9 protein-coding genes, 2 tRNA genes and 3 rRNA genes are annotated in these 20,529 nt (G+C 59.7%); 10 read left to right on the top strand and 4 right to left on the bottom strand.

Annotated features, from left to right (window positions below; translation table 11 throughout):
* The first annotated feature begins 143 nt into the window (after positions 1–143).
* The gene (clpB, locus tag NKF27_RS17790) at positions 144–2,726 is read left to right on the top strand and encodes an ATP-dependent chaperone ClpB (RefSeq protein WP_253553866.1); all 2,583 of its coding nucleotides are present in this window, start codon (positions 144–146) and stop codon (positions 2,724–2,726) included.
* 256 nt (positions 2,727–2,982) lie between these two features.
* On the opposite strand, the gene NKF27_RS17785 is transcribed toward clpB, so the two are convergent.
* Positions 2,983–4,359 (bottom strand): sugar porter family MFS transporter, encoded by a 1,377-nt coding sequence (locus tag NKF27_RS17785; protein ID WP_253553863.1) that lies wholly within the window; start codon positions 4,357–4,359, stop codon positions 2,983–2,985.
* 864 nt (positions 4,360–5,223) lie between these two features.
* Here NKF27_RS17785 and NKF27_RS17780 point away from each other — a divergent pair.
* A complete protein-coding gene (locus NKF27_RS17780) occupies positions 5,224–6,948 on the top strand; it encodes an acetolactate synthase 3 large subunit (protein ID WP_253553860.1) in 1,725 nt (574 codons plus the stop codon).
* Positions 6,948–7,439 carry an acetolactate synthase small subunit gene (gene ilvN / locus NKF27_RS17775; protein ID WP_045994256.1) on the top strand — a complete coding sequence of 164 codons (492 nt, stop codon included), beginning with the start codon at positions 6,948–6,950 and terminating at the stop codon, positions 7,437–7,439. The genes NKF27_RS17780 and ilvN overlap by 1 nt, the downstream gene beginning before the upstream one ends.
* Before the next feature lie 73 nt (positions 7,440–7,512).
* Here the strand turns inward: ilvN and ilvY are convergent, their stop codons facing one another.
* Positions 7,513–8,400 (bottom strand): HTH-type transcriptional activator IlvY, encoded by an 888-nt coding sequence (gene ilvY / locus NKF27_RS17770; RefSeq protein ID WP_253553857.1) that lies wholly within the window; start codon positions 8,398–8,400, stop codon positions 7,513–7,515.
* Between the two features lie 228 nt (positions 8,401–8,628).
* Between ilvY and ilvC the strand changes: the two genes are divergently transcribed.
* The 7 genes from ilvC to rrf all read left to right on the top strand — a co-directional run bounded on the left by ilvC (position 8,629) and on the right by rrf (position 16,877).
* Entirely contained in the window at positions 8,629–9,645 is a 1,017-nt protein-coding gene (gene ilvC, locus NKF27_RS17765) for a ketol-acid reductoisomerase (RefSeq protein WP_045994258.1), read from the top strand.
* Positions 9,646–9,907: 262 nt separating this feature from the next.
* The gene (gene pssA, locus NKF27_RS17760; RefSeq protein ID WP_253553854.1) at positions 9,908–10,729 is read left to right on the top strand and encodes a CDP-diacylglycerol--serine O-phosphatidyltransferase; all 822 of its coding nucleotides are present in this window, start codon (positions 9,908–9,910) and stop codon (positions 10,727–10,729) included.
* Between the two features lie 813 nt (positions 10,730–11,542).
* Positions 11,543–13,080, top strand: a 16S ribosomal RNA gene (locus NKF27_RS17755).
* A gap of 101 nt (positions 13,081–13,181) precedes the next feature.
* Positions 13,182–13,258, top strand: a tRNA-Ile gene (locus NKF27_RS17750).
* A gap of 127 nt (positions 13,259–13,385) precedes the next feature.
* A tRNA-Ala gene (locus tag NKF27_RS17745) sits at positions 13,386–13,461 on the top strand.
* A 199-nt stretch (positions 13,462–13,660) separates the two neighbouring features.
* Positions 13,661–16,666, top strand: a 23S ribosomal RNA gene (locus NKF27_RS17740).
* A 95-nt stretch (positions 16,667–16,761) separates the two neighbouring features.
* Positions 16,762–16,877 (top strand): 5S ribosomal RNA (rrf, locus tag NKF27_RS17735).
* Together the 16S, 23S and 5S rRNA genes with 2 tRNA genes alongside form the textbook arrangement of a ribosomal RNA operon.
* 852 nt (positions 16,878–17,729) lie before the next feature.
* Here rrf and NKF27_RS17730 read toward each other — a convergent pair.
* Both NKF27_RS17730 and NKF27_RS17725 read right to left on the bottom strand, forming a co-directional pair.
* Positions 17,730–18,287: a HutD family protein gene (locus NKF27_RS17730; protein WP_253553851.1), complete on the bottom strand. Its 558-nt coding sequence runs from the start codon at positions 18,285–18,287 to the stop codon at positions 17,730–17,732.
* Between the two features lie 169 nt (positions 18,288–18,456).
* Complete coding sequence (locus NKF27_RS17725) at positions 18,457–20,526, bottom strand: TonB-dependent receptor (protein ID WP_253553848.1); 2,070 nt, start codon at positions 20,524–20,526, stop codon at positions 18,457–18,459.
* Positions 20,527–20,529: the final 3 nt, after the last annotated feature.

Genomic DNA, 20,529 nt, shown 5'->3' with positions numbered 1-20,529 from the left:
CTTTTCCCGAGACTCCCCTCTAGACGTGAAACTGCTTCTCTAGACTTGAAACGTCCCTAAAGCACCGCCATATCTCTGTCAAGTCACATTGACAGGGTCAAGCGGTGCGTCCAAACGCATCGCCATCCCGAAAGGAGATATCGATGCGTTTTGACAAGTTTACCGCCAAGCTGCAGCAGGCTATCGCCGACGCCCAGTCCCTCGCCGTGGGGCGCGGGCACAATCAGATGGAACCTGCGCACCTGCTGCTGGCGCTGCTCGACAACCGCGACACCGGCGTCAAGGCGCTGGTACAGAAGGCGGGGGGCGACGCCGGTCGGCTGCGTGACGCCCTGGCGGGCCAGATCGACGATCTGCCCCAGGTCGCCCAGTTCGACGGCGAAGTGCAGCCGTCCCGGGATCTGATCAAGCTGTTCAACCTCACCGATGCCGAGGCCCAGAAGCGTGGCGATCAATACATCGCCAGTGAACTGGTGCTGCTGGCGGCAATCGCCATGAAGCATGCCGTGGCCAAGGCGTTGACCCAGGCTGGCCTTGCGCGCAAGTCGCTGGAGGGCGCCATCGATAGCGTGCGCGGTGGCCAGAAGGTGGATGACGCCAACGCCGAGGACAGCCGCGAGGCGCTGGAGAAGTACACCCTGGATCTGACCCAGCGGGCCGCCGACGGCAAGCTGGATCCGGTGATCGGGCGTGACGACGAGATCCGTCGCACCATCCAGGTGCTGCAGCGGCGCACCAAGAACAACCCGGTGCTGATCGGCGAGCCCGGCGTCGGCAAGACCGCCATCGTCGAGGGGCTGGCCAGCCGCATCATCAACGGCGAGGTGCCCGAGGGGCTCAAGGACAAGCGCGTGCTGTCGCTGGACATGGGCTCGCTGCTGGCTGGCGCCAAGTTTCGCGGCGAATTCGAGGAGCGCCTGAAGGCGGTGCTCAACGAGCTGTCCCAGGAAGAAGGGCGGGTCATCCTGTTCATCGACGAATTGCACACCATGGTCGGTGCGGGCAAGGCCGAGGGCGCCATGGACGCCGGCAACATGCTCAAGCCGGCGCTGGCCCGGGGTGAGCTGCACTGTGTCGGTGCCACCACCCTGGACGAGTACCGCAAGTACATCGAGAAGGATGCGGCGCTGGAGCGGCGTTTCCAGAAGGTGCAGGTGGACGAGCCCAGCGAGGAAGACACGGTGGCGATCCTGCGTGGCCTCAAGGAGCGCTACGAGGTGCACCACGGCGTCGACATTACCGACGGCGCGATCATCGCGGCGGCCAAGCTGTCGACGCGCTACATCACCGATCGTCAGCTGCCGGACAAGGCCATCGACCTGATCGACGAGGCGTCGTCGCGCATTCGCATGGAGCTCGACTCCAAGCCGGAGGAAATGGACCGTCTGGATCGTCGCCTGATCCAGTTGAAGATGGAGCGCGAGCACCTCAAGAAGGAAACCGACGAGGCCTCACGCAAGCGCCTCGATACCCTTGAGGAACAGATCGGCGAGCTCGAGCGCGAGTACGCCGACCTGGACGAGATCTGGAAGGCCGAGAAGGCCAGCATCCAGGGCGCGGCCCAGTTCAAGGACGAGCTAGACCGGGCGCGGGTCGACCTGGAGCAGGCTCGCCGCCAGGGCGACCTGGGGCGGATGTCGGAACTGCAGTACGGGGTGATTCCGGAGCTCGAGAAGAAGATTGCCGAGAGCGGCGATGCCGAGGCGGACACTCGTCACCACAAGCTTTTGCGCTCCAACGTCACCGAGGAGGAAATCGCCGAGGTGGTGTCACGCTGGACCGGCATTCCGGTGGCCAAGATGCTCGAGGGCGAGCGCGACAAGCTCCTGCGCATGGAGGAGGCCCTGCACCAGCGGGTCATCGGTCAGGACGAGGCGGTCACCGCCGTGGCCAACGCGGTGCGGCGCTCCCGCGCGGGCTTGGCCGACCCCAACCGGCCCAACGGCTCCTTCCTGTTTCTCGGCCCGACCGGGGTGGGCAAGACCGAACTGTGCAAGTCGCTGGCCAACTTCCTGTTCGACACCGAGGAAGCCATGGTGCGCATCGACATGTCCGAGTTCATGGAGAAGCACTCGGTGGCGCGGTTGATCGGCGCGCCTCCCGGCTATGTCGGCTATGAAGAAGGCGGCTACCTGACCGAAGCGGTGCGCCGCAAACCCTATTCGGTGCTGCTGCTCGATGAGGTGGAGAAGGCCCACCCGGACGTCTTCAACATCCTGTTGCAGGTGCTGGAGGACGGTCGCCTGACCGATGGGCAGGGACGTACGGTGGACTTCCGCAATACCGTTATCGTGATGACCTCCAACCTTGGCTCCGACATCATCCAGCAGTTCGGTGGTGACGACGCCGACTACGACAGCATGCGTCAGACGGTGATGGAGGTGGTTGGCAGCCACTTCCGGCCTGAGTTGATCAACCGCATCGACGAAGTGGTGGTGTTCCACGCCCTCGGCCAGGATCAGATCCAGGCGATCGCCGGTATCCAGCTTGAACGTCTACGCGCCCGACTGGCGGACCACGATCTCGGGCTCACGGTCTCCGACGAGGCGCTGGCCCTGTTGGCGGTGGTCGGCTTCGACCCCGTCTATGGGGCTCGTCCGCTCAAACGTGCCCTGCAGAGCCGGATCGAGAATCCGCTGGCACAGGACCTGCTGGCAGGCAAGTTCAGCGCTGGCGACGTGATCCGCGTGGTCGCCGACGATGGCCAGTTACGTTTCGATCACTGACCACGGGCCGGTCACGCAAGAAGGCCCCTTCGTCAAGGAGGGGCCTGATGCCTTCGGCTGACAGTCGTTCGTGATTGGTAATTCGAATACCCATTCTCAAGCAAATGGTTAATCGGTCGCTATACTGAAGGTCAGGTTGCGTCCTGTGACCCCCTTGCCCGCCCGGTTCCCCACCCGGCGGGCTTTTTCGTGGCGTTCATCAAGGCTTGGGTTCTGCCCGAAAAGGCAGCGAGCGCGGGCGCGTTTCAGAAAAGTGCTAGCGCGCCGCCCGGGCGCCGGACAAGTGCACGCGACGCAGACGCACGTTGTCGCCGACCAGATGCTTTTGCAGTTCCTCGAGACTGACGTTCTTGGTCTCAGGCATCAGGAATATCACGAACACCAGTTGCAGCAGCATCATTACCGCGAAGAAGGCGAATACCGGCCCGCCGTTGAAGGTGCCCAGCACCCAGGGCATGACCAGGGTGATCAGCGCGGCAAAGACCCAGTGGATCGAGGCACCGAAGGACTGACCACGGGCACGCACGTGGTTGGGGAAAACCTCGGAGATGAACACCCAGATGACCGCGCCCTGACTGATCGCGTGGGCAGCGATGAACAGCCCCAGCAGCAGCGGGACTTCGAGTCCGCCGAGTGCGTCGGCGAAGAAGGCGCGAGAGATCAGCACCAGCGACAGCAGATAGCCGGCCGAGCCGATGAACAGCAGGGTACGGCGGCCAAAGCGGTCGATCAGCGACATCCCGATCATGGTGAAGACCAGGTTGACCAGACCGATGCCGGCGGTGGACAGAAGCGCTGCCTGGCTACCGAGTTCGGCGGCTTCGAGCACCCGGGGGGCATAGTAGATGATGAAGTTGATGCCCGAGAGCTGGTTGAAGAAGGCGATCAGGAAGGCCAGCAGAATCGGCAGACGATAGCGACGCGAGAAGAAGGGGGCCTTGGCGGACGCTTCGTCGGTTTCGGCGGCGCGAATGGCGTTGATCTCGGCGTCGACATCGGCGTCAGGGTTGATCTGGCGAAGTACCTGGCCGGCTTCCTCGATAGCGTTCTTCTTGAGGATGAGCCAGCGCGGACTGCGCGGGACACGGGTGATCATCAGGGTGTAGATCAGTGCAGGGATGGCCTCGATACCCAGCATCCAGCGCCAGGCGTCGTCGCTCATCAGGCTGCCGATCACATAGTTGGAGACGAATGCCATGAGGATGCCGAAGACGATATTGAACTGGTACATGGCGACCAGAAAGCCGCGATGGCGCGGCGGGGCGATCTCGGAGATATAGGTGGGGGCCGCCACCGACGAGATGCCGACGCCGATGCCGCCGATCAGGCGGAAGAAGGCGAACAGCCAGGGGTCGGACACCACCGCCGAGCCCACCGCGGAGACCAGGTACAGCACACCGATCATCAGCAGGGTGGCGCGCCTTCCCAGCGCATCGGTGGGCCAGTTGCCGAAGATGGCACCGATCACGGTGCCCCAAAGGGCCATGGACATGATCAGCAGGCCATGCTGCAGGTCGCTGAGACCCCACAGCGCCTGGATGGGCTTGTCGGCCCCGGAGATGACCGCGGTGTCGAAGCCGAACAGGAATCCTGCCAGCGCCACGGTGATGGACCATTGCACGATGCGAGACATGTAGTGCTACCTCCTGTGAAAGGGGGGGCGTTGTTGTGGTTGTCTAGGGCTTGTCTGAAAAGTGCCTGCGCTCGGTAATACGGCGTTAAAAATCGGATCAAAATGCTCATTTACACCCCGTAAACTGCGCTGTCTCACCGATTTTTGCCTTGTCTAACCTTCGCTCGTCGACTTTTCGGACAGCGCCTAGAGACATCCTTGGGTGAATCGATTCTCTCTTGAGGCGTCAGCGATCCAGATGGCAAGTATCAGCGACCCGATTTGAAAGCGTCGGCGAGTCGTTCGCTGATCGTCAGCGGTGCCGATCAGACCCGGGGCGGGGCAGAGAGAAACTCTCCTGTCGTCATGCTCCGGCTGTCGTGGCGACTTTCCGCCGCACCCTCTCCATCGGTGTCTGGTAAAGTAAGTGAATCGTGTCACCTGGCGTCATTACAGCAGCGTCATGGCCAGATTTCGAGAAAACGGCGTTAGACATTGGTCTTGCTGCACCCGCGAAAAGAGGCCTTTCAGAGTGCTCTGACCGAGCGCGATGGGAACGGCGGTTGACAGTCACAGAGCGCTATTGGAATCTTGAGGGTTCCTGACTGCGGGCGCGGCACGATGGGTGACCCCCAACGCCGCGTGAAGGGTAGGCCAATGGGCCTCTACCCGCCGAAGGACTACCAGGTTCGGGTTAACCGCCCCGCCTGGCCAACGCCCCGACGCGGTGACCCGCCGTGATGAGAGTGCAGGCCCCAACCGGGCCGACGGACGCCAGGGTTTGGCATCAGGTGCCGGTGCGCCGGCAGCAGCATACCGCTGCACTCGACTTCGTACCCACGACAGGTGCGAATCGCACTCGAGACCTCCAGGGGAGATACATCTGTGGAATTGCTTTCAGGCGCGGACATGATCGCCCGCTTCCTCCAGGATGAGGGCGTGGAATACATCTACGGCTATCCGGGCGGCGCCGCACTACACATCTACGACGCCTTGTTCCGTCAGGACAAGGTCAAGCACATCCTGGTTCGCCACGAGCAGGCCGCGACCCACGCCGCCGACGGTTATGCGCGGGCGTCCGGCAAGCCTGGGGTAGTACTGGTCACCTCGGGCCCGGGGGCCACCAATGCGGTGACCGGCATCGCCACCGCTTACATGGACTCGATCCCGATGGTCGTGCTCTGTGGTCAGGTGATGAGCCATTTGATCGGTGACGACGCCTTCCAGGAGACCGATATCGTCGGTGTCACCCGGCCGATCGTGAAGCACAGCTTCTCAATCAAGCACCCGAGCGAGATTCCCGAGGTGCTCAAGAAGGCCTTCTATCTCGCCGCCACCGGACGTCCCGGTCCCGTACTGGTGGATATACCCAAGGACATGACGGCGCCCACCGAGCGCTACGAGTACGTCTATCCGAAGAAGGTCAAGATCCGCTCCTACAACCCGGTCAGTCGTGGCCATACCGGACAGATCAAGAAAGCCGTCGAGCTGATGCTCAAGGCCCGTCGTCCGGTGTTCTACACCGGTGGTGGCGTGGTCCAGGGCCGTGCTTGCGAGGGCCTGACCGATCTGGTCAAGCAGCTCGGCTTTCCGATCACCACCACCCTGATGGGTATCGGGGCCTATCCGCAGAGCGATGATCAGTGTCTGGGCTGGCTCGGCATGCACGGCAGCTACGAGTCCAACATGGCGATGCATCACGCCGACCTGGTAATCGCCATCGGTGCGCGTTTCGACGACCGTGTGACCAACAACACCTCGAAGTTCTGCCCCACGGCCAAGATCATCCACGTCGACATCGACCCCAGCTCGGTGTCCAAGACGGTGCGGGCCGACGTGCCCATCGTCGGACCGGCGGCCAGCGTCATCAACGAGATGATCAGCCTGGTGCAGGGCCATGAGATTGCCAACCCCGACGCAATCAAGGACTGGTGGAAGACCATCGACGAGTGGCGCGACGAGCGCAAGGGCAAGCTTTACGAACCGTCCAGGCCCGGTGAGGTGCTCAAACCGCAGGAGGTGATCGAGGCCATCTGCCAGGCGACCCGTGGCGAGGCGTACGTCACCACTGACGTGGGCCAGCACCAGATGTTCGCGGCTCAGTACTACAAGTTCGACAAGCCCAACCGGCTGATCACCTCCGGTGGACTCGGCACCATGGGCTTCGGTTTTCCCGCGGCCATGGGCGTCAAGCAGAACTTCCCCGATGAGGAGGTCGTCTGCGTGACCGGCGAAGGCAGCTTCCAGATGATGATGCAGGAACTCTCCACCTGTAAGCAGTTCGGCGGTGGGGTCAAGATCATCAACCTGAACAACGGCTCGCTGGGCATGGTGCGCCAGTGGCAGGACCTCAACTACAAGTCCCGCCACGCCCATTCCTACATGGAGTCGCTGCCGGACTTCCAGATGCTGATCGAGGCCTACGGTTTCACCGCGCTCAGGGTCGAGAAGAAAGAGGATCTGGAAGAGGCGCTGGCGCGTACTTTCGCTGACACCCATGAGCTGGTGTTCCTGGACGTCGCGGTGGACCCGCACGAGCACGTCTATCCGATGCAGGTGCCTCTGGGCTCCATGCGTGACATGCTGCTTTCCAAGACGGAGCGGACCTGATGCGACATATCATCTCGATTCTGATGGAAAACGAACCGGGTGCGCTGTCGCGGGTCGTGGGGCTGTTCTCCCAGCGCAACTTCAACATCGAAACGCTCAACGTGGCGCCCACCGATGACCCGACCCTGTCGCGTCTGACCGTGACCACCGTCGGGGATGACCGGGTGATCGAGCAGATCACCAAGCACCTCAACAAGCTGATCGACGTGGTCAAGCTGGTGGACCTTACCGAAGGCAACCATATCGAGCGTGAGTTGATGCTGGTGAAGGTCAAGGCGCTGGGTGCTGCCCGCGATGAGGTCAAGCGCACGGTAGACATCTTCCGTGCCCAGATCGTCGACGTCACCCCGAGTCTGTACACCGTGCAGATCACCGGCGATGCCGAGAAACTCGACGCCTTCCTGCAGGCGATGGGGCCCGTGGGCATACTCGAAGTAGCGCGCACCGGCGTCTCAGGTATCGCCCGTGGTGACAAGGTGCTGAGCCTCTAGCAACCCGCTGGCCCTGGTGGTCAGCCGGTAGCCTGATACGCCGCCTCTCGGGGCGGCGTTTTCGTGTCCGGCCTCAACGTTCCACGACTTCCTGCCACAGCGCGTCGATCAAGGGGCTCTTCAGGCGCCGCTCCAGTACACAAAGGCCCACGTCGTAGTGCGGCAGTTCCGGCTTGACCGGGAGTATTCTCACGCGTTCGGCCAGCGGGCTCGCCTCCAGCACGATGCGTGGCACCACACCGATGCCGAAGCCAAGCCCCACCATGCTGACGATGGCTTCGTGGCCGGCCACCTGGGCGTAGATGGTCGGCGTCACGCCCAGCGCCTTGAACCAGGTGTCGGCAAGTTCCCGCGATAGCCCAGCCTCCGACAGGATCATCGGCACCCCTTGCCACTGTGCCTGGCTCGGGCTCATCGGTTGCTGCGGCACCCACGGCCGTTGCTCCTCGGGGGCGATGAACACCAGTGCCGAGCGCCTCAGCGACTTGAAGGCGAGGCCATCGGGCAGTCGGCGCGGGCGCGAGGTGATGGCCATGTCTTCGTCACCTGCCAGTACTCGCTGGATGGCTCGGGCAGGGTCGCCGGTGTGCAGCTTGAGCTCGATGGCGGGGTAGCGTTGGCGGAAGTCGGCCAGCAGACTGTAGAGGAAGCTGTAGCTCGCGGTCACCGAGCAGTAGATGCTGATTTCACCACTGAGGCGCTTGGCCTCGCTCTGCAACGACAGGCGGACCTGTTCCCACTCTTCCAGGGCTTCCTTGGCATAGCGCTGGAAGCGCTTTCCCTGGGGGGTCAGCACCACGTGCCGATTGTCACGGTTGAACAACACCACGCCGAGTTGTTGTTCCAGTTGGCGAATGGAACGGCTCAGGGTCGATGGGCTCACGTGGCAGGCCTCGCTGGCGCGGCCGAAGTGCAGTGAATCGGCCAGCATCAGAAAGTGCTTCAGGGGGCGGAAGTCCATGGAGGAGTCCTGACCTGTAATTGCATATTTTGGCACGTAGTATTGCAAATATAGCGTTTTACGCAACACGGGCGCTGGCGTAAGGTGTGATGCATCGACGGAGGGCGAGCCCCCTCGTCAGCCCAGCGCCGCACAAGACGGCGCGGGTGGCCATCAACGCTGAACGCAACACGACACAGACAAGATCTCTTCTATCGCCGAGCAGGCACTCGTTTTCAGGAGCACCAGATGCGCGTTTATTACGACAAGGACTGCGATCTTCAGCTGATCCAGAACAAGCAGGTCACCATCGTCGGTTACGGCTCCCAGGGCCACGCCCATGCCAACAACCTGAAGGAATCCGGCGTCAGCGTCACCGTCGCGCTTCGCCCGGGTTCTTCTTCCGCCGCCAAGGCGGAAGCCGCCGGCCTGAAGGTGGCCTCTGTGGCCGAGGCTTGCCAGTCCGCCGACGTCGTCATGGTGCTGGCGCCGGACGAGAACCAGAAGGCCATCTACGAGCAGGAAATCGAGCCGAACCTCAAGGAAGGCGCTACCCTGGCCTTCGCCCACGGCTTCAACATCCACTACAACCAGATCGAGCCGCGCAAGGATCTGGACGTGGTGATGATCGCGCCCAAGGCGCCGGGCCACACCGTGCGCTCCGAATTCGCCCGTGGCGGCGGTATTCCTGACCTGATCGCCATCCACCAGGATGCCACCGGCCAGGCCAAGGAGCTCTGCCTGTCCTACGCCGCCGCCATCGGTGGTGGCCGTAGCGGCATCATCGAGACCACCTTCAAGGACGAGACCGAAACCGACCTGTTCGGTGAGCAGGCTGTCCTGTGTGGTGGCGCCGTCGAACTGGTCAAGGCCGGCTTCGAGACCCTGACAGAAGCGGGCTACGCCCCCGAAATGGCCTACTTCGAGTGTCTCCACGAGCTCAAGCTGATCGTCGACCTGATGTACGAAGGCGGCATCGCCAACATGAACTACTCCATCTCCAACAATGCGGAGTATGGCGAGTACGTGACTGGCCCCGAGGTCATCAACGACGAGTCGCGTGCCGCCATGCGCAACGCGCTCAAGCGTATTCAGACCGGCGAATACGCCAAGATGTTCATCAACGAGGGCAACAGCAACTACCCCTCGATGACCGCGCGCCGTCGTCTGAACGCCGAGCACGAGATCGAGCAGGTCGGCGAGAAGCTGCGTGGCATGATGCCCTGGATCGCCGCCAACCAGCTGGTCGACAAGTCCAAGAACTGATGGGTTCCTGGTAACCCATCGTAGGGCTTGCCCGACGATGGGGACAGCAACGGGGGAGGAGCACACTCAGTGCTCCTCCCCCGTTGCGTCATGGGTGAACGACTGAGAGGTCATGGTGCTGCCGCATGAATCCTGCGCTGTGCCTTGCGTTTGGCCCACAGGTGCCCGAGGCTGGGGGAGAGGGCGGCTGCCGCGAGGTTGGCGGTAACGGCCGGCCGGTCGTGTAGAATGATCCCATACTCGAAGCCAATGGATGACAGAGATGAGCGAAGACGCAGGCAAGCGTGAGCAGGAACCACGAGAGCCCCAGGATGAAGATCTGGCCAGCGCCTTCATGCGGGAATCCGAAGTCGTGGAAGAAGCGGTCGAGGATGGCAAGAAGGTACGACGGCGGGGGATCTACCTGTTGCCGAACCTGTTCACCACTTCGGCACTGTTTTCGGGCTTCTTCGCCGTTGTCGCCGCCCTGAATGGCGATTTCACCGCCGCCTCGGTGGCCATCTTTATCGCCATGGTGCTCGATGGCCTCGACGGCCGGGTAGCCAGGCTCACCAACACGCAAAGCGAGTTTGGCGCCGAGTATGACAGCCTCGCCGACATGATCTCCTTTGGCATGGCACCGGGTCTCGTCGCCTTTACCTGGATCCTGCAGGACATCGGCAAGACCGGCTGGGTGGTGGCGTTTCTGTACGTGGCCTGTGCGGCGCTTCGCCTGGCGCGGTTCAACGTGCAGATCGGCAGCGTCGACAAGAAGTGGTTCATCGGCTTGCCCAGTCCCTCGGCGGCGGCGCTGGTGGCCGCTAGCGTGTGGACCTTCCACAGCTTCGACGCCACCGCTCTTGGCTTCAAGCTATTGATGCTGCTGGTGGTGGGGGCGGCCGGTATTCTGATGGTCAGCAACATCCGCTATTACAGCTTCAAGGATGTCGATCTGAAGGGGCCGGTGCCCTTTGTCGCCCTGCTGGCCATCGTGCTGGGTTTTGTCGTGATCTCGATCGAGCCCTCGGTCATGCTGCTGCTGCTGTTCGGCACCTATGTGGCATCCGGCCCGGCGATGGCCCTGATGCGCAAGTTCAAGTCCTAGCCCACGACCTTGCGGCAATGATAGGGGCCGGTGCGAGCAGGAAGCCCACCGTTTCGTTATACTGACGACCAGACAGCAACGCCCGCCTAGCGCGGGCGTTGCTGTTCTTGTGTCAGTGCTGAAGGCGTCTTCCAGGTGAACGCCCGCAGTCATCCACAAGGGGTTGTCATGGAAGGCGTGTGGATAAGACAGCTTCGCTGCTGGGTCGGCACTTCTTCGATGAGTTGGCATTTTTTTGCGAAAAGCGCTTGCCAAGGTCGGCCCTGATCCGTAAAGTACGCATCCGCTGCCGGCGACGAGCAAACGTCACAGGCGGTGAAGGGTGGTAAAAGTGATTGTTTTGAAAAGGCTTTTTAAAGTCTTCGATAAATTCTCCACTTGACGGGCAACGAGAAATCGGTAAAATGCTCGCCACTCGATCGGAGTCGCCAGGACGGCATCGCAGGATGTGCGTCAGGCTCGCTTCGCTTTCTCTTGGGTCCTGCAGGCATCGCTTGCACGGCGAAAAAAGAAAGCCTTGACGAAACGCTTCGATTCTGTAGAATACGCCTTCTTCGCAGGGCGCTGTGACTAGCCTTCGGGCTGAGGCGCAGCAAAGCGAGACGCTCTTCCGGCCAGGTGCCGCAAGAGCCGCTCTTTAAGCTCTCTATAGAGTCCGGAGCACGCTCTTTAATAATTTGATCAGGTAATTCATGTGGGCGCTTGCCGATGAGTCAGTGACACTGTCACTGAAATATCAAGGCAAGCGACTCGTCAAACGAGACGTTTGAACCTTGAGCCAAGTTTGGTCCGCTTAACGGACTATCAGACTTTAAACTGAAGAGTTTGATCATGGCTCAGATTGAACGCTGGCGGCAGGCCTAACACATGCAAGTCGAGCGGAAACGATCCTAGCTTGCTAGGAGGCGTCGAGCGGCGGACGGGTGAGTAATGCATAGGAATCTACCCGGTAGTGGGGGATAACCTGGGGAAACCCAGGCTAATACCGCATACGTCCTACGGGAGAAAGCAGGGGATCTTCGGACCTTGCGCTATCGGATGAGCCTATGTCGGATTAGCTAGTTGGTGAGGTAACGGCTCACCAAGGCTGCGATCCGTAGCTGGTCTGAGAGGATGATCAGCCACATCGGGACTGAGACACGGCCCGAACTCCTACGGGAGGCAGCAGTGGGGAATATTGGACAATGGGCGAAAGCCTGATCCAGCCATGCCGCGTGTGTGAAGAAGGCCTTCGGGTTGTAAAGCACTTTCAGTGAGGAAGAAAGCCTTGAGGCTAATACCCTCGAGGGAGGACATCACTCACAGAAGAAGCACCGGCTAACTCCGTGCCAGCAGCCGCGGTAATACGGAGGGTGCGAGCGTTAATCGGAATTACTGGGCGTAAAGCGCGCGTAGGCGGCTTGATAAGCCGGTTGTGAAAGCCCCGGGCTCAACCTGGGAACGGCATCCGGAACTGTCAGGCTAGAGTGCAGGAGAGGAAGGTAGAATTCCCGGTGTAGCGGTGAAATGCGTAGAGATCGGGAGGAATACCAGTGGCGAAGGCGGCCTTCTGGACTGACACTGACGCTGAGGTGCGAAAGCGTGGGTAGCAAACAGGATTAGATACCCTGGTAGTCCACGCCGTAAACGATGTCGACTAGCCGTTGGGCTCCTTGAGAGCTTTGTGGCGCAGTTAACGCGATAAGTCGACCGCCTGGGGAGTACGGCCGCAAGGTTAAAACTCAAATGAATTGACGGGGGCCCGCACAAGCGGTGGAGCATGTGGTTTAATTCGATGCAACGCGAAGAACCTTACCTACCCTTGACATCGAGAGAACTTTCCAGAGATGGATTGGTGCCTTCGGGAACTCTCAGACAGGTGCTGCATGGCTGTCGTCAGCTCGTGTTGTGAAATGTTGGGTTAAGTCCCGTAACGAGCGCAACCCTTGTCCCTATTTGCCAGCGATTCGGTCGGGAACTCTAGGGAGACTGCCGGTGACAAACCGGAGGAAGGTGGGGACGACGTCAAGTCATCATGGCCCTTACGGGTAGGGCTACACACGTGCTACAATGGCCGGTACAATGGGTTGCGAATCCGCGAGGTGGAGCTAATCCCATAAAGCCGGTCTCAGTCCGGATCGGAGTCTGCAACTCGACTCCGTGAAGTCGGAATCGCTAGTAATCGTGAATCAGAATGTCACGGTGAATACGTTCCCGGGCCTTGTACACACCGCCCGTCACACCATGGGAGTGGACTGCACCAGAAGTGGTTAGCCTAACTTCGGAGGGCGATCACCACGGTGTGGTTCATGACTGGGGTGAAGTCGTAACAAGGTAGCCGTAGGGGAACCTGCGGCTGGATCACCTCCTTAAACGACACGTCATCTGACTGTCGGTAAGTGCTCACAATGAATTACCTGATCAAGCAAGAGTAACGACTGTTTGGGATTTATGCCCAATATTGCTCGGCAATGGGTCTGTAGCTCAGTTGGTTAGAGCGCACCCCTGATAAGGGTGAGGTCGGCAGTTCAAGTCTGCCCAGACCCACCATCTTCATAGGTTCAGCGAATGCACGCCTTTGGTGTAGTGAAGATCGGTGAGCTCGCCGGGTAGCATCGGATTTGCCCAGGCCCATCGTTTGATAGCTGGTTCTGGTCAAGCATACCCGACAGGATATGGGGCCATAGCTCAGCTGGGAGAGCGCCTGCCTTGCACGCAGGAGGTCAGCGGTTCGATCCCGCTTGGCTCCACCATTTCTCATCTCGAGTAAAACAGTCGTCAAGTTCTAAGCAAGATGCTTGTTCGCCATCAGGCGATATCAAGTCTCTCGCTTAGAGCTTTTGCTCTAACGCTCTTTAACAATGTATATCATGCTGACAAAGTAAGATACGTTTCAAGCGTATCCGGCAATTGTCGTGACATCATCGATTGACAGACCCTTTGGGGTTATATGGTCAAGCGATGAAGCGCATACGGTGGATGCCTAGGCAGTCAGAGGCGATGAAAGACGTGGAAGCCTGCGATAAGGTTCGGCGAGGTGGCAAACGACCTGCGACCCGGACATCTCTGAATGGGGAAACCCACCCAAGGTAACTTGGGTATCTCATGTTGAATATATAGACATGAGAGGCGAACCGGGGGAACTGAAACATCTAAGTACCCCGAGGAAAAGAAATCAACCGAGATTCCCCTAGTAGCGGCGAGCGAACGGGGACCAGCCCTTAAGCAACACAACTGGTAGGTGAACAGACTGGGAAGTCTGGCCATAGTGGGTGATAGCCCCGTAACCGAAACCTGAGTGTTGTGAAATCGAGTAGGTCGAGGCACGTGAAACCTTGACTGAAGACGGGGGGACCATCCTCCAAGGCTAAATACTCCTGACTGACCGATAGTGAACCAGTACCGTGAGGGAAAGGCGAAAAGAACCCCGGAGAGGGGAGTGAAATAGATCCTGAAACCGTATGCGTACAAGCAGTGGGAGCCAACTTGTTTGGTGACCGCGTACCTTTTGTATAATGGGTCAGCGACTTATTTTCAGTGGCGAGCTTAACCGTATAGGGGAGGCGTAGAGAAATCGAGTCTTAACTGGGCGACCAGTCGCTGGAAATAGACCCGAAACCGGGCGATCTATCCATGAGCAGGTTGAAGGTTGAGTAACATCAACTGGAGGACCGAACCAGGATCTGTTGAAAAAGATTTGGATGACTTGTGGATCGGAGTGAAAGGCTAATCAAGCCCGGAGATAGCTGGTTCTCCTCGAAAGCTATTTAGGTAGCGCCTCACGTATCACCGCCGGGGGTAGAGCACTGTTTCGGCTAGGGGGTCATCCCGACTTACCAACCCGAGGCAAACTCCGAATACCGGTGAGTGCAAGCGTGGGAGACACACAGCGGGTGCTAACGTCCGTTGTGAAAAGGGAAACAACCCAGACCGTCAGCTAAGGTCCCGAAATCCTGGTTAAGTGGGAAACGATGTGGGAAGGCTTAGACAGCTAGGAGGTTGGCTTAGAAGCAGCCATCCTTTAAAGAAAGCGTAATAGCTCACTAGTCGAGTCGGCCTGCGCGGAAGATGTAACGGGGCTCAAACCAGGTACCGAAGCTACGGGTGTGTTCGCATCACTTAAGGTGATTCGATAGTGTCAGTTCGCTGCCATCGCGAAGCGATGGCAAAGCGCTTCCCGAACGTTGAGTCGGGCAGGGCAAGGTGAACGGCCTGAGTCATTTTAAGGATGCGAACACGCGGTAGAGGAGCGTCGTGTAAGCCGATGAAGGTGTGTTGAGAAGCATGCTGGAGGTATCACGAGTGCGAATGCTGACATGAGTAACGACAAGGGGAGTGAAAAACTCCCCCGCCGGAAGACCAAGGGTTTCTGTTCGACGCTAATCGGAGCAGAGTGAGTCGGCCCCTAAGGCGAGGCCGAAAGGCGTAGTCGATGGGAAACGGGTCAATATTCCCGTACCTCACAGTATTGCGATGGGGGGACGAAGAAGGCTAGGTGAGCCAGGCGTTGGTTGTCCTGGTGAAAGCCGGTAGGCTGAGGATTCAGGTAAATCCGGATCCTCAAGGCCGAGAGGCGAGACGAACTGACTACGGTCAGGAAGTCATCGATGCCACGCTTCCAGGAAAAGCCTCTAAGCTTCAGATACTGTGAGACCGTACCCCAAACCGACACAGGTGGTCAGGTAGAGAATACCAAGGCGCTTGAGAGAACTCGGGTGAAGGAACTAGGCAAAATGGTGCCGTAACTTCGGGAGAAGGCACGCCGCATTAGGGTGAAGGTCCTCGCGACCGGAGCCTGACGCGGTCGAAGATACCAGGTGGCTGCAACTGTTTATTAAAAACACAGCACTCTGCAAACGCGCAAGCGGACGTATAGGGTGTGACGCCTGCCCGGTGCCGGAAGGTTAAGTGATGGTGTTAGCTCACGCGAAGCTCCTGATCGAAGCCCCGGTAAACGGCGGCCGTAACTATAACGGTCCTAAGGTAGCGAAATTCCTTGTCGGGTAAGTTCCGACCTGCACGAATGGCGTAATGATGGCCACGCTGTCTCCACCCGAGACTCAGTGAAATTGAAATCGCAGTGAAGATGCTGTGTACCCGCGGCTAGACGGAAAGACCCCGTGAACCTTTACTACAGCTTCACACTGGACGCTGATGTTGCTTGTGTAGGATAGCTGGGAGGCTTTGAAACCCTGTCGCCAGATGGGGTGGAGCCAACCTTGAAATACCAGCCTGGCATCATTGGCGTTCTAACTCAGGACCGTAATCCGGTTCGAGGACCGTGTGTGGTGGGTAGTTTGACTGGGGCGGTCTCCTCCCAAAGAGTAACGGAGGAGCACGAAGGTACCCTCAGCACGGTTGGAAATCGTGCAGTGAGTGCAAGAGCATAAGGGTGCTTAACTGCGAGACAGACACGTCGAGCAGATACGAAAGTAGGTTCTAGTGATCCGGTGGTTCTGTATGGAAGGGCCATCGCTCAACGGATAAAAGGTACTCCGGGGATAACAGGCTGATACCGCCCAAGAGTTCACATCGACGGCGGTGTTTGGCACCTCGATGTCGGCTCATCACATCCTGGGGCTGAAGTCGGTCCCAAGGGTATGGCTGTTCGCCATTTAAAGTGGTACGCGAGCTGGGTTTAGAACGTCGTGAGACAGTTCGGTCCCTATCTGCCGTGGGCGTTGGAGATTTGAGAAGCGCTGCTCCTAGTACGAGAGGACCGGAGTGGACGTACCTCTGGTGTTCCGGTTGTCACGCCAGTGGCATTGCCGGGTAGCTATGTACGGACGGGATAACCGCTGAAAGCATCTAAGCGGGAAGCCCCCTTCAAGATGAGATCTCCCTGAGGCCTTGAGCCTCCTAAAGGACCCAGCAAGACCAGCTGGTTGATAGGCCGGGTGTGGAAGCGCTGCAAGGCGTTGAGCTAACCGGTACTAATGGTCCGTGAGGCTTGACCATATAACACCCAAAGGGTTTTGGTCGATGATGTCTCGAATCAATTGACGGATACGATGAAACGTATCGTCGGCATGATATATATTGTCTTTTTTCCGCCTGACGACCATAGCGAGTGGGAACCACCTGATCCCTTGCCGAACTCAGAAGTGAAACCGCTCAGCGCCGATGGTAGTGTGGGGTCTCCCCATGCGAGAGTAGGTCATCGTCAGGCATTTATTCAGAAGAAGCCCAGTTCCGAGAGGAGCTGGGCTTTTTCGCATGCATGGGGCAGACCCCGCTTTTTATATGTGGGGCCGCACTGCGTGCGGTCCGGCCGCTCGCAGGCTCGCGTCGTTCGTCCCCCCTTGCGGCGTTGCCGCAAAACCCTGGGGTGACTCACCCCCATGCGAGCGACCTTGCTGTCTAAGCGTCATCGTCAGGTATCGATTCAAAAGAAGGCCCAATTCCAGGAGGAGTTGGGCCTTCTTTTTGTAAAGAGCGCATGCATTGGCTCTCTACAAATTTAGCCCCTCTCTTTATATGTGGGGCCGCGCCGATAACCCCCTCGGTGCGGTCCGGCCTGGCTCTTCTCAAGGGCGGGCTCGCGTTGTTTGTCCCCCTTTGCAGCTTCGCTGCAGCCCTTGTTAAGAGCGCTGGGGTGACTCACCCCCATGCGAGCGACCTTGCTGTCTAAGTATCATCGTCAGGTATCGATTCAAAAGAAGGCCCAATTCCGAGAGGAGTTGGGCCTTCTTTTTGTAAAGAGCGCATGCATGGGCTCTCTACAAGTCCAGCCGAATAAGGCGAGGTGACTCGCCCCCATGCGATTACCCTGTCGTGAACAGATCAGGCATGTATCACGAAGAAGCCCGCTTCCGAGAGGAGGCGGGCTTCTTTGGTTTCAGGCAAGTTTCAGCAAGACGGCTGTCGCGGCTCTGTGCCTAGGCGCTGTCCGAAAAGTCGACGAGCGAAGGTTAGACAAGGCAAAAATCGGTGAGAAAGCGCAGTTTACGGGGTGTAAATGAGCATTTTGATCCGATTTTTAACGCCGTATTACCGAGCGCAGGCACTTTTCAGACAAGCCCTAGAACGCGATGGTGGAGACGACCAGTTGGCTCGCTTGCAGCGAACGCAGGCCCAGGCGGTCGCCGGGTTCGATGACCAGAAGATCACCGGCCGCGAGTACCTCGCCGGAGACGAGTTCCACACGACCACTGATCAGGTACCAGGCTCGAAGTAGTGCGGGTTCCGGTGACAGGTGCAGGGTTTCCTGTTCGCTCAGCAGCTGGTGTGTGAGGTAGCCGCGACTGCCGTATCTCACCATCAGGTTGAAGTCGCGATAGAGCCCCTGGCTCAGGGTTTGCCAGGCGCCGTCAAAGGTGTCGACTTCGAAGTGCCTGAGGTCCCTGGAGCGGTGCCCTTGATGCTCAAGGTGGGCCGTGCCTTCCAATACCATGAGGTGTCGTTCGTAGCCTGCCAGTGGGGTGAACAGGCACTCTTCGGACTCTACCGTGGCGGTGCTCAGGCGGACCTGAAAGTTCCGGTCGGCATAGTCACTGTCAACGGGAGCGATGAACAGCTCCCGCGTCGTGCCGCCGGACCAGAGGCGCGCGGGTGTCTCGGATGAGCGTCGAATGATCATGGGAGGTTGGCCAGCGAGTGCTGCGCCTCCTTTTGCCAAGGATCGTTTCATCGTCTCAAGGGTTCAAGTCGATGTGCTTGATCTGGCTCAAGAGATGCTGGGGTAGAGCGACTCTCACTCGGCGCCGACTCCTGAATCACAACAGAACTGCGAAGAAATTGTGCTCACATCAAAATGATAGTTCTACGCCTGCATAGAAGGAACGGTCCGGCGCCGGTTCGAAATAGCGGTCGTTGCTGGCATTGATGCGGACATTGGCATAGTGGTCTTCGTCAAACAGATTGCGGATGCCGAGGTAGGTCGACAGTATCTGATTGCCGCCCAGTCGCCAGCCGTCACCCGCACGAAGGTTGACCAGCCAGTAGCTGTCGACGTCTACCCGGTTGGCATTGTCCGCGACCATGTCGCCCACATACTGGGTTTCCAGGGTGGCAAAGTAACGGGTGTCCTGGCTGCCTGTCCCGTACCAGGTGAGCTGGTTGACCCAGGTTGTCTCCGGAAGCCCGGGCAGACGGTTGCCGTCCAGGTCACTACCGGAAACCTGGTCGAACTCGTAGCGTGCCAGGGTCAGGGCGGTATTGAGCTCCAGACGCGCCGAGGGCTGCCATCCTAGCGCGACTTCGAGCCCGTCGCGGCTGGTGTCGCCAAGGTTTTCGTAGAAGGTGCGATCGCTGCCATCGATCTCGTAGGGGACCAGTTCATCGTCGACGTCGATCGAGAACAGGGTGACGTCGTAGTCCAGCCCGACGGGCAGGGTGCCGCGCACCCCGAGCTCACGGCTCCAGCTCTCCTGGGGTTCGACGTCGGGGTTGAAGCCACCACCTGCGGGATTGGCAAACTCCGAGAAGGTCGGTGTCTCGAAGGCGGTGGAGGTGTTGGCGTAGACCTGATGCAAGGGATGGAAGCGGTAGCTGATTCCCAGGCTTCCATTGGTTTCGTGGAAGGTGCGTTCACCGCTCTGGTCGCCATCGTTGTCGTAGTCGTCGTCGATCTGCATGTCGATGCGATCGAAGCGTCCGCCGGCCGACAGCGTCCAGTGCTCATTCAGGGCAAGGTCGCCCTGGGCGAAGATGCCCAGGCTGGTCGCCGTCTGGGTCTCGTCAGCCACTTCTCCCGTCACGCTGCCATCGAAGGCCACATCGCGGCGATGGCGGTCGTCTTCCTGGCGAGCGCCGTCGATACCCACCATGCTGTCCAGCGTCATGCCGGCGAGGTTGAAGTGTTGGTGATATTCGGCGCTGCCACCGAAGTGGTGACGTCGGTAGTCGATCAAGCTGTCGCCCGGATAGGGCAATTGCTGTTCGAAGTCTCGCCAGGTGGTAAATCCCTTGAGGTAGAGCTCCCCGGGGCCGAAGCCAAGATCCTCGTACTGCAATCCCACGACCTGCTGGTCCACCTCCTGGCCGGTGTCGTAGTCCTCGGTGAAGCGGCCCGCCTGTCGGCGATCTTCATCGACCTGGTCCTGGGTCAGGCCACCAGGATCTTCGGAACGGGGGTTGTCGAGCAGGTTGATGATGGCGGTGAGGCGGCGTTGATCGCCCATATCCCGTGAAAGGCTGGCGTTCAGCAAACGCTTCTCGGTGCGGCTGTGATCCCGATAGCCGGCTAGTTCCAGTCGCGAGGCACCCAGGTGGTAGGCCCAGCCGTCGTGCTCGCCGCCGGTGGAAAGGGATTGCTTGTTGTAGCCGTCGCTACCGATACCGGCACGTATCGTCGTCGAGTTGTCACCTTCGTCACGCCCGTCCGCTGTTGTGACCGAAATGACGCCACCGGCGGCATTGCCGTACTGAACCGCCGCCGGTCCCCTGATGACCTCGATCTGTTCTGCGTTGTCCAGGTCGATGGCATCGAGCTGGGCCTGGCCATCGGGGAGGGAGTAGGGAATACCGTCCACCAATATGGTGATGCCGCGCACGCCGAAGGGAGCGCGGGCACCAAAGCCCCTGATGGAGACACGAGCACCCTGGGCGAAGTTGTCGCGATTCTGGATGAAGACCCCAGGCACTCGAACCAGGGATTCATCGAGACGGACCCGCTGCTGACCTTGATGGATGTCGTCTTCATCGACCATCGAGACAGCCATCGGGGTGGTCAGCAGCTCGCGCTCCAGGCGCGGCGCCGACACCGTCAACACGGGTTGCTGCAGCTCGACGGCGCGGTCATCGGTTGCGACAGTCTGTGCGGTGACAGGCGTTGTCAGCGGGAGCAGCAGCAGGGTGGCGGCCGGGCGAGAGGTCATCAG

This window comes from Halomonas sp. DN3 (assembly GCF_024137905.1).
Lineage (GTDB): Bacteria > Pseudomonadota > Gammaproteobacteria > Pseudomonadales > Halomonadaceae > Halomonas > Halomonas litopenaei.
This window is presented reverse-complemented; position numbering and strand designations above follow the sequence as displayed.

Excerpts from the sequence above, each read along its gene's own strand:
- clpB (WP_253553866.1), top strand. The coding sequence starts at position 144 with ATGCGTTTTGACAAGTTTACCGCCAAGCTGCAGCAGGCTATCGCCGAC.
- NKF27_RS17785 (WP_253553863.1), bottom strand. The coding sequence starts at position 4,359 with ATGTCTCGCATCGTGCAATGGTCCATCACCGTGGCGCTGGCAGGATTC.
- ilvN (WP_045994256.1), top strand. The coding sequence starts at position 6,948 with ATGCGACATATCATCTCGATTCTGATGGAAAACGAACCGGGTGCGCTG.
- ilvY (WP_253553857.1), bottom strand. The coding sequence starts at position 8,400 with ATGGACTTCCGCCCCCTGAAGCACTTTCTGATGCTGGCCGATTCACTG.
- ilvC (WP_045994258.1), top strand. The coding sequence starts at position 8,629 with ATGCGCGTTTATTACGACAAGGACTGCGATCTTCAGCTGATCCAGAAC.
- pssA (WP_253553854.1), top strand. The coding sequence starts at position 9,908 with ATGAGCGAAGACGCAGGCAAGCGTGAGCAGGAACCACGAGAGCCCCAG.
- NKF27_RS17730 (WP_253553851.1), bottom strand. The coding sequence starts at position 18,287 with ATGATCATTCGACGCTCATCCGAGACACCCGCGCGCCTCTGGTCCGGC.
- NKF27_RS17725 (WP_253553848.1), bottom strand. The coding sequence starts at position 20,526 with ATGACCTCTCGCCCGGCCGCCACCCTGCTGCTGCTCCCGCTGACAACG.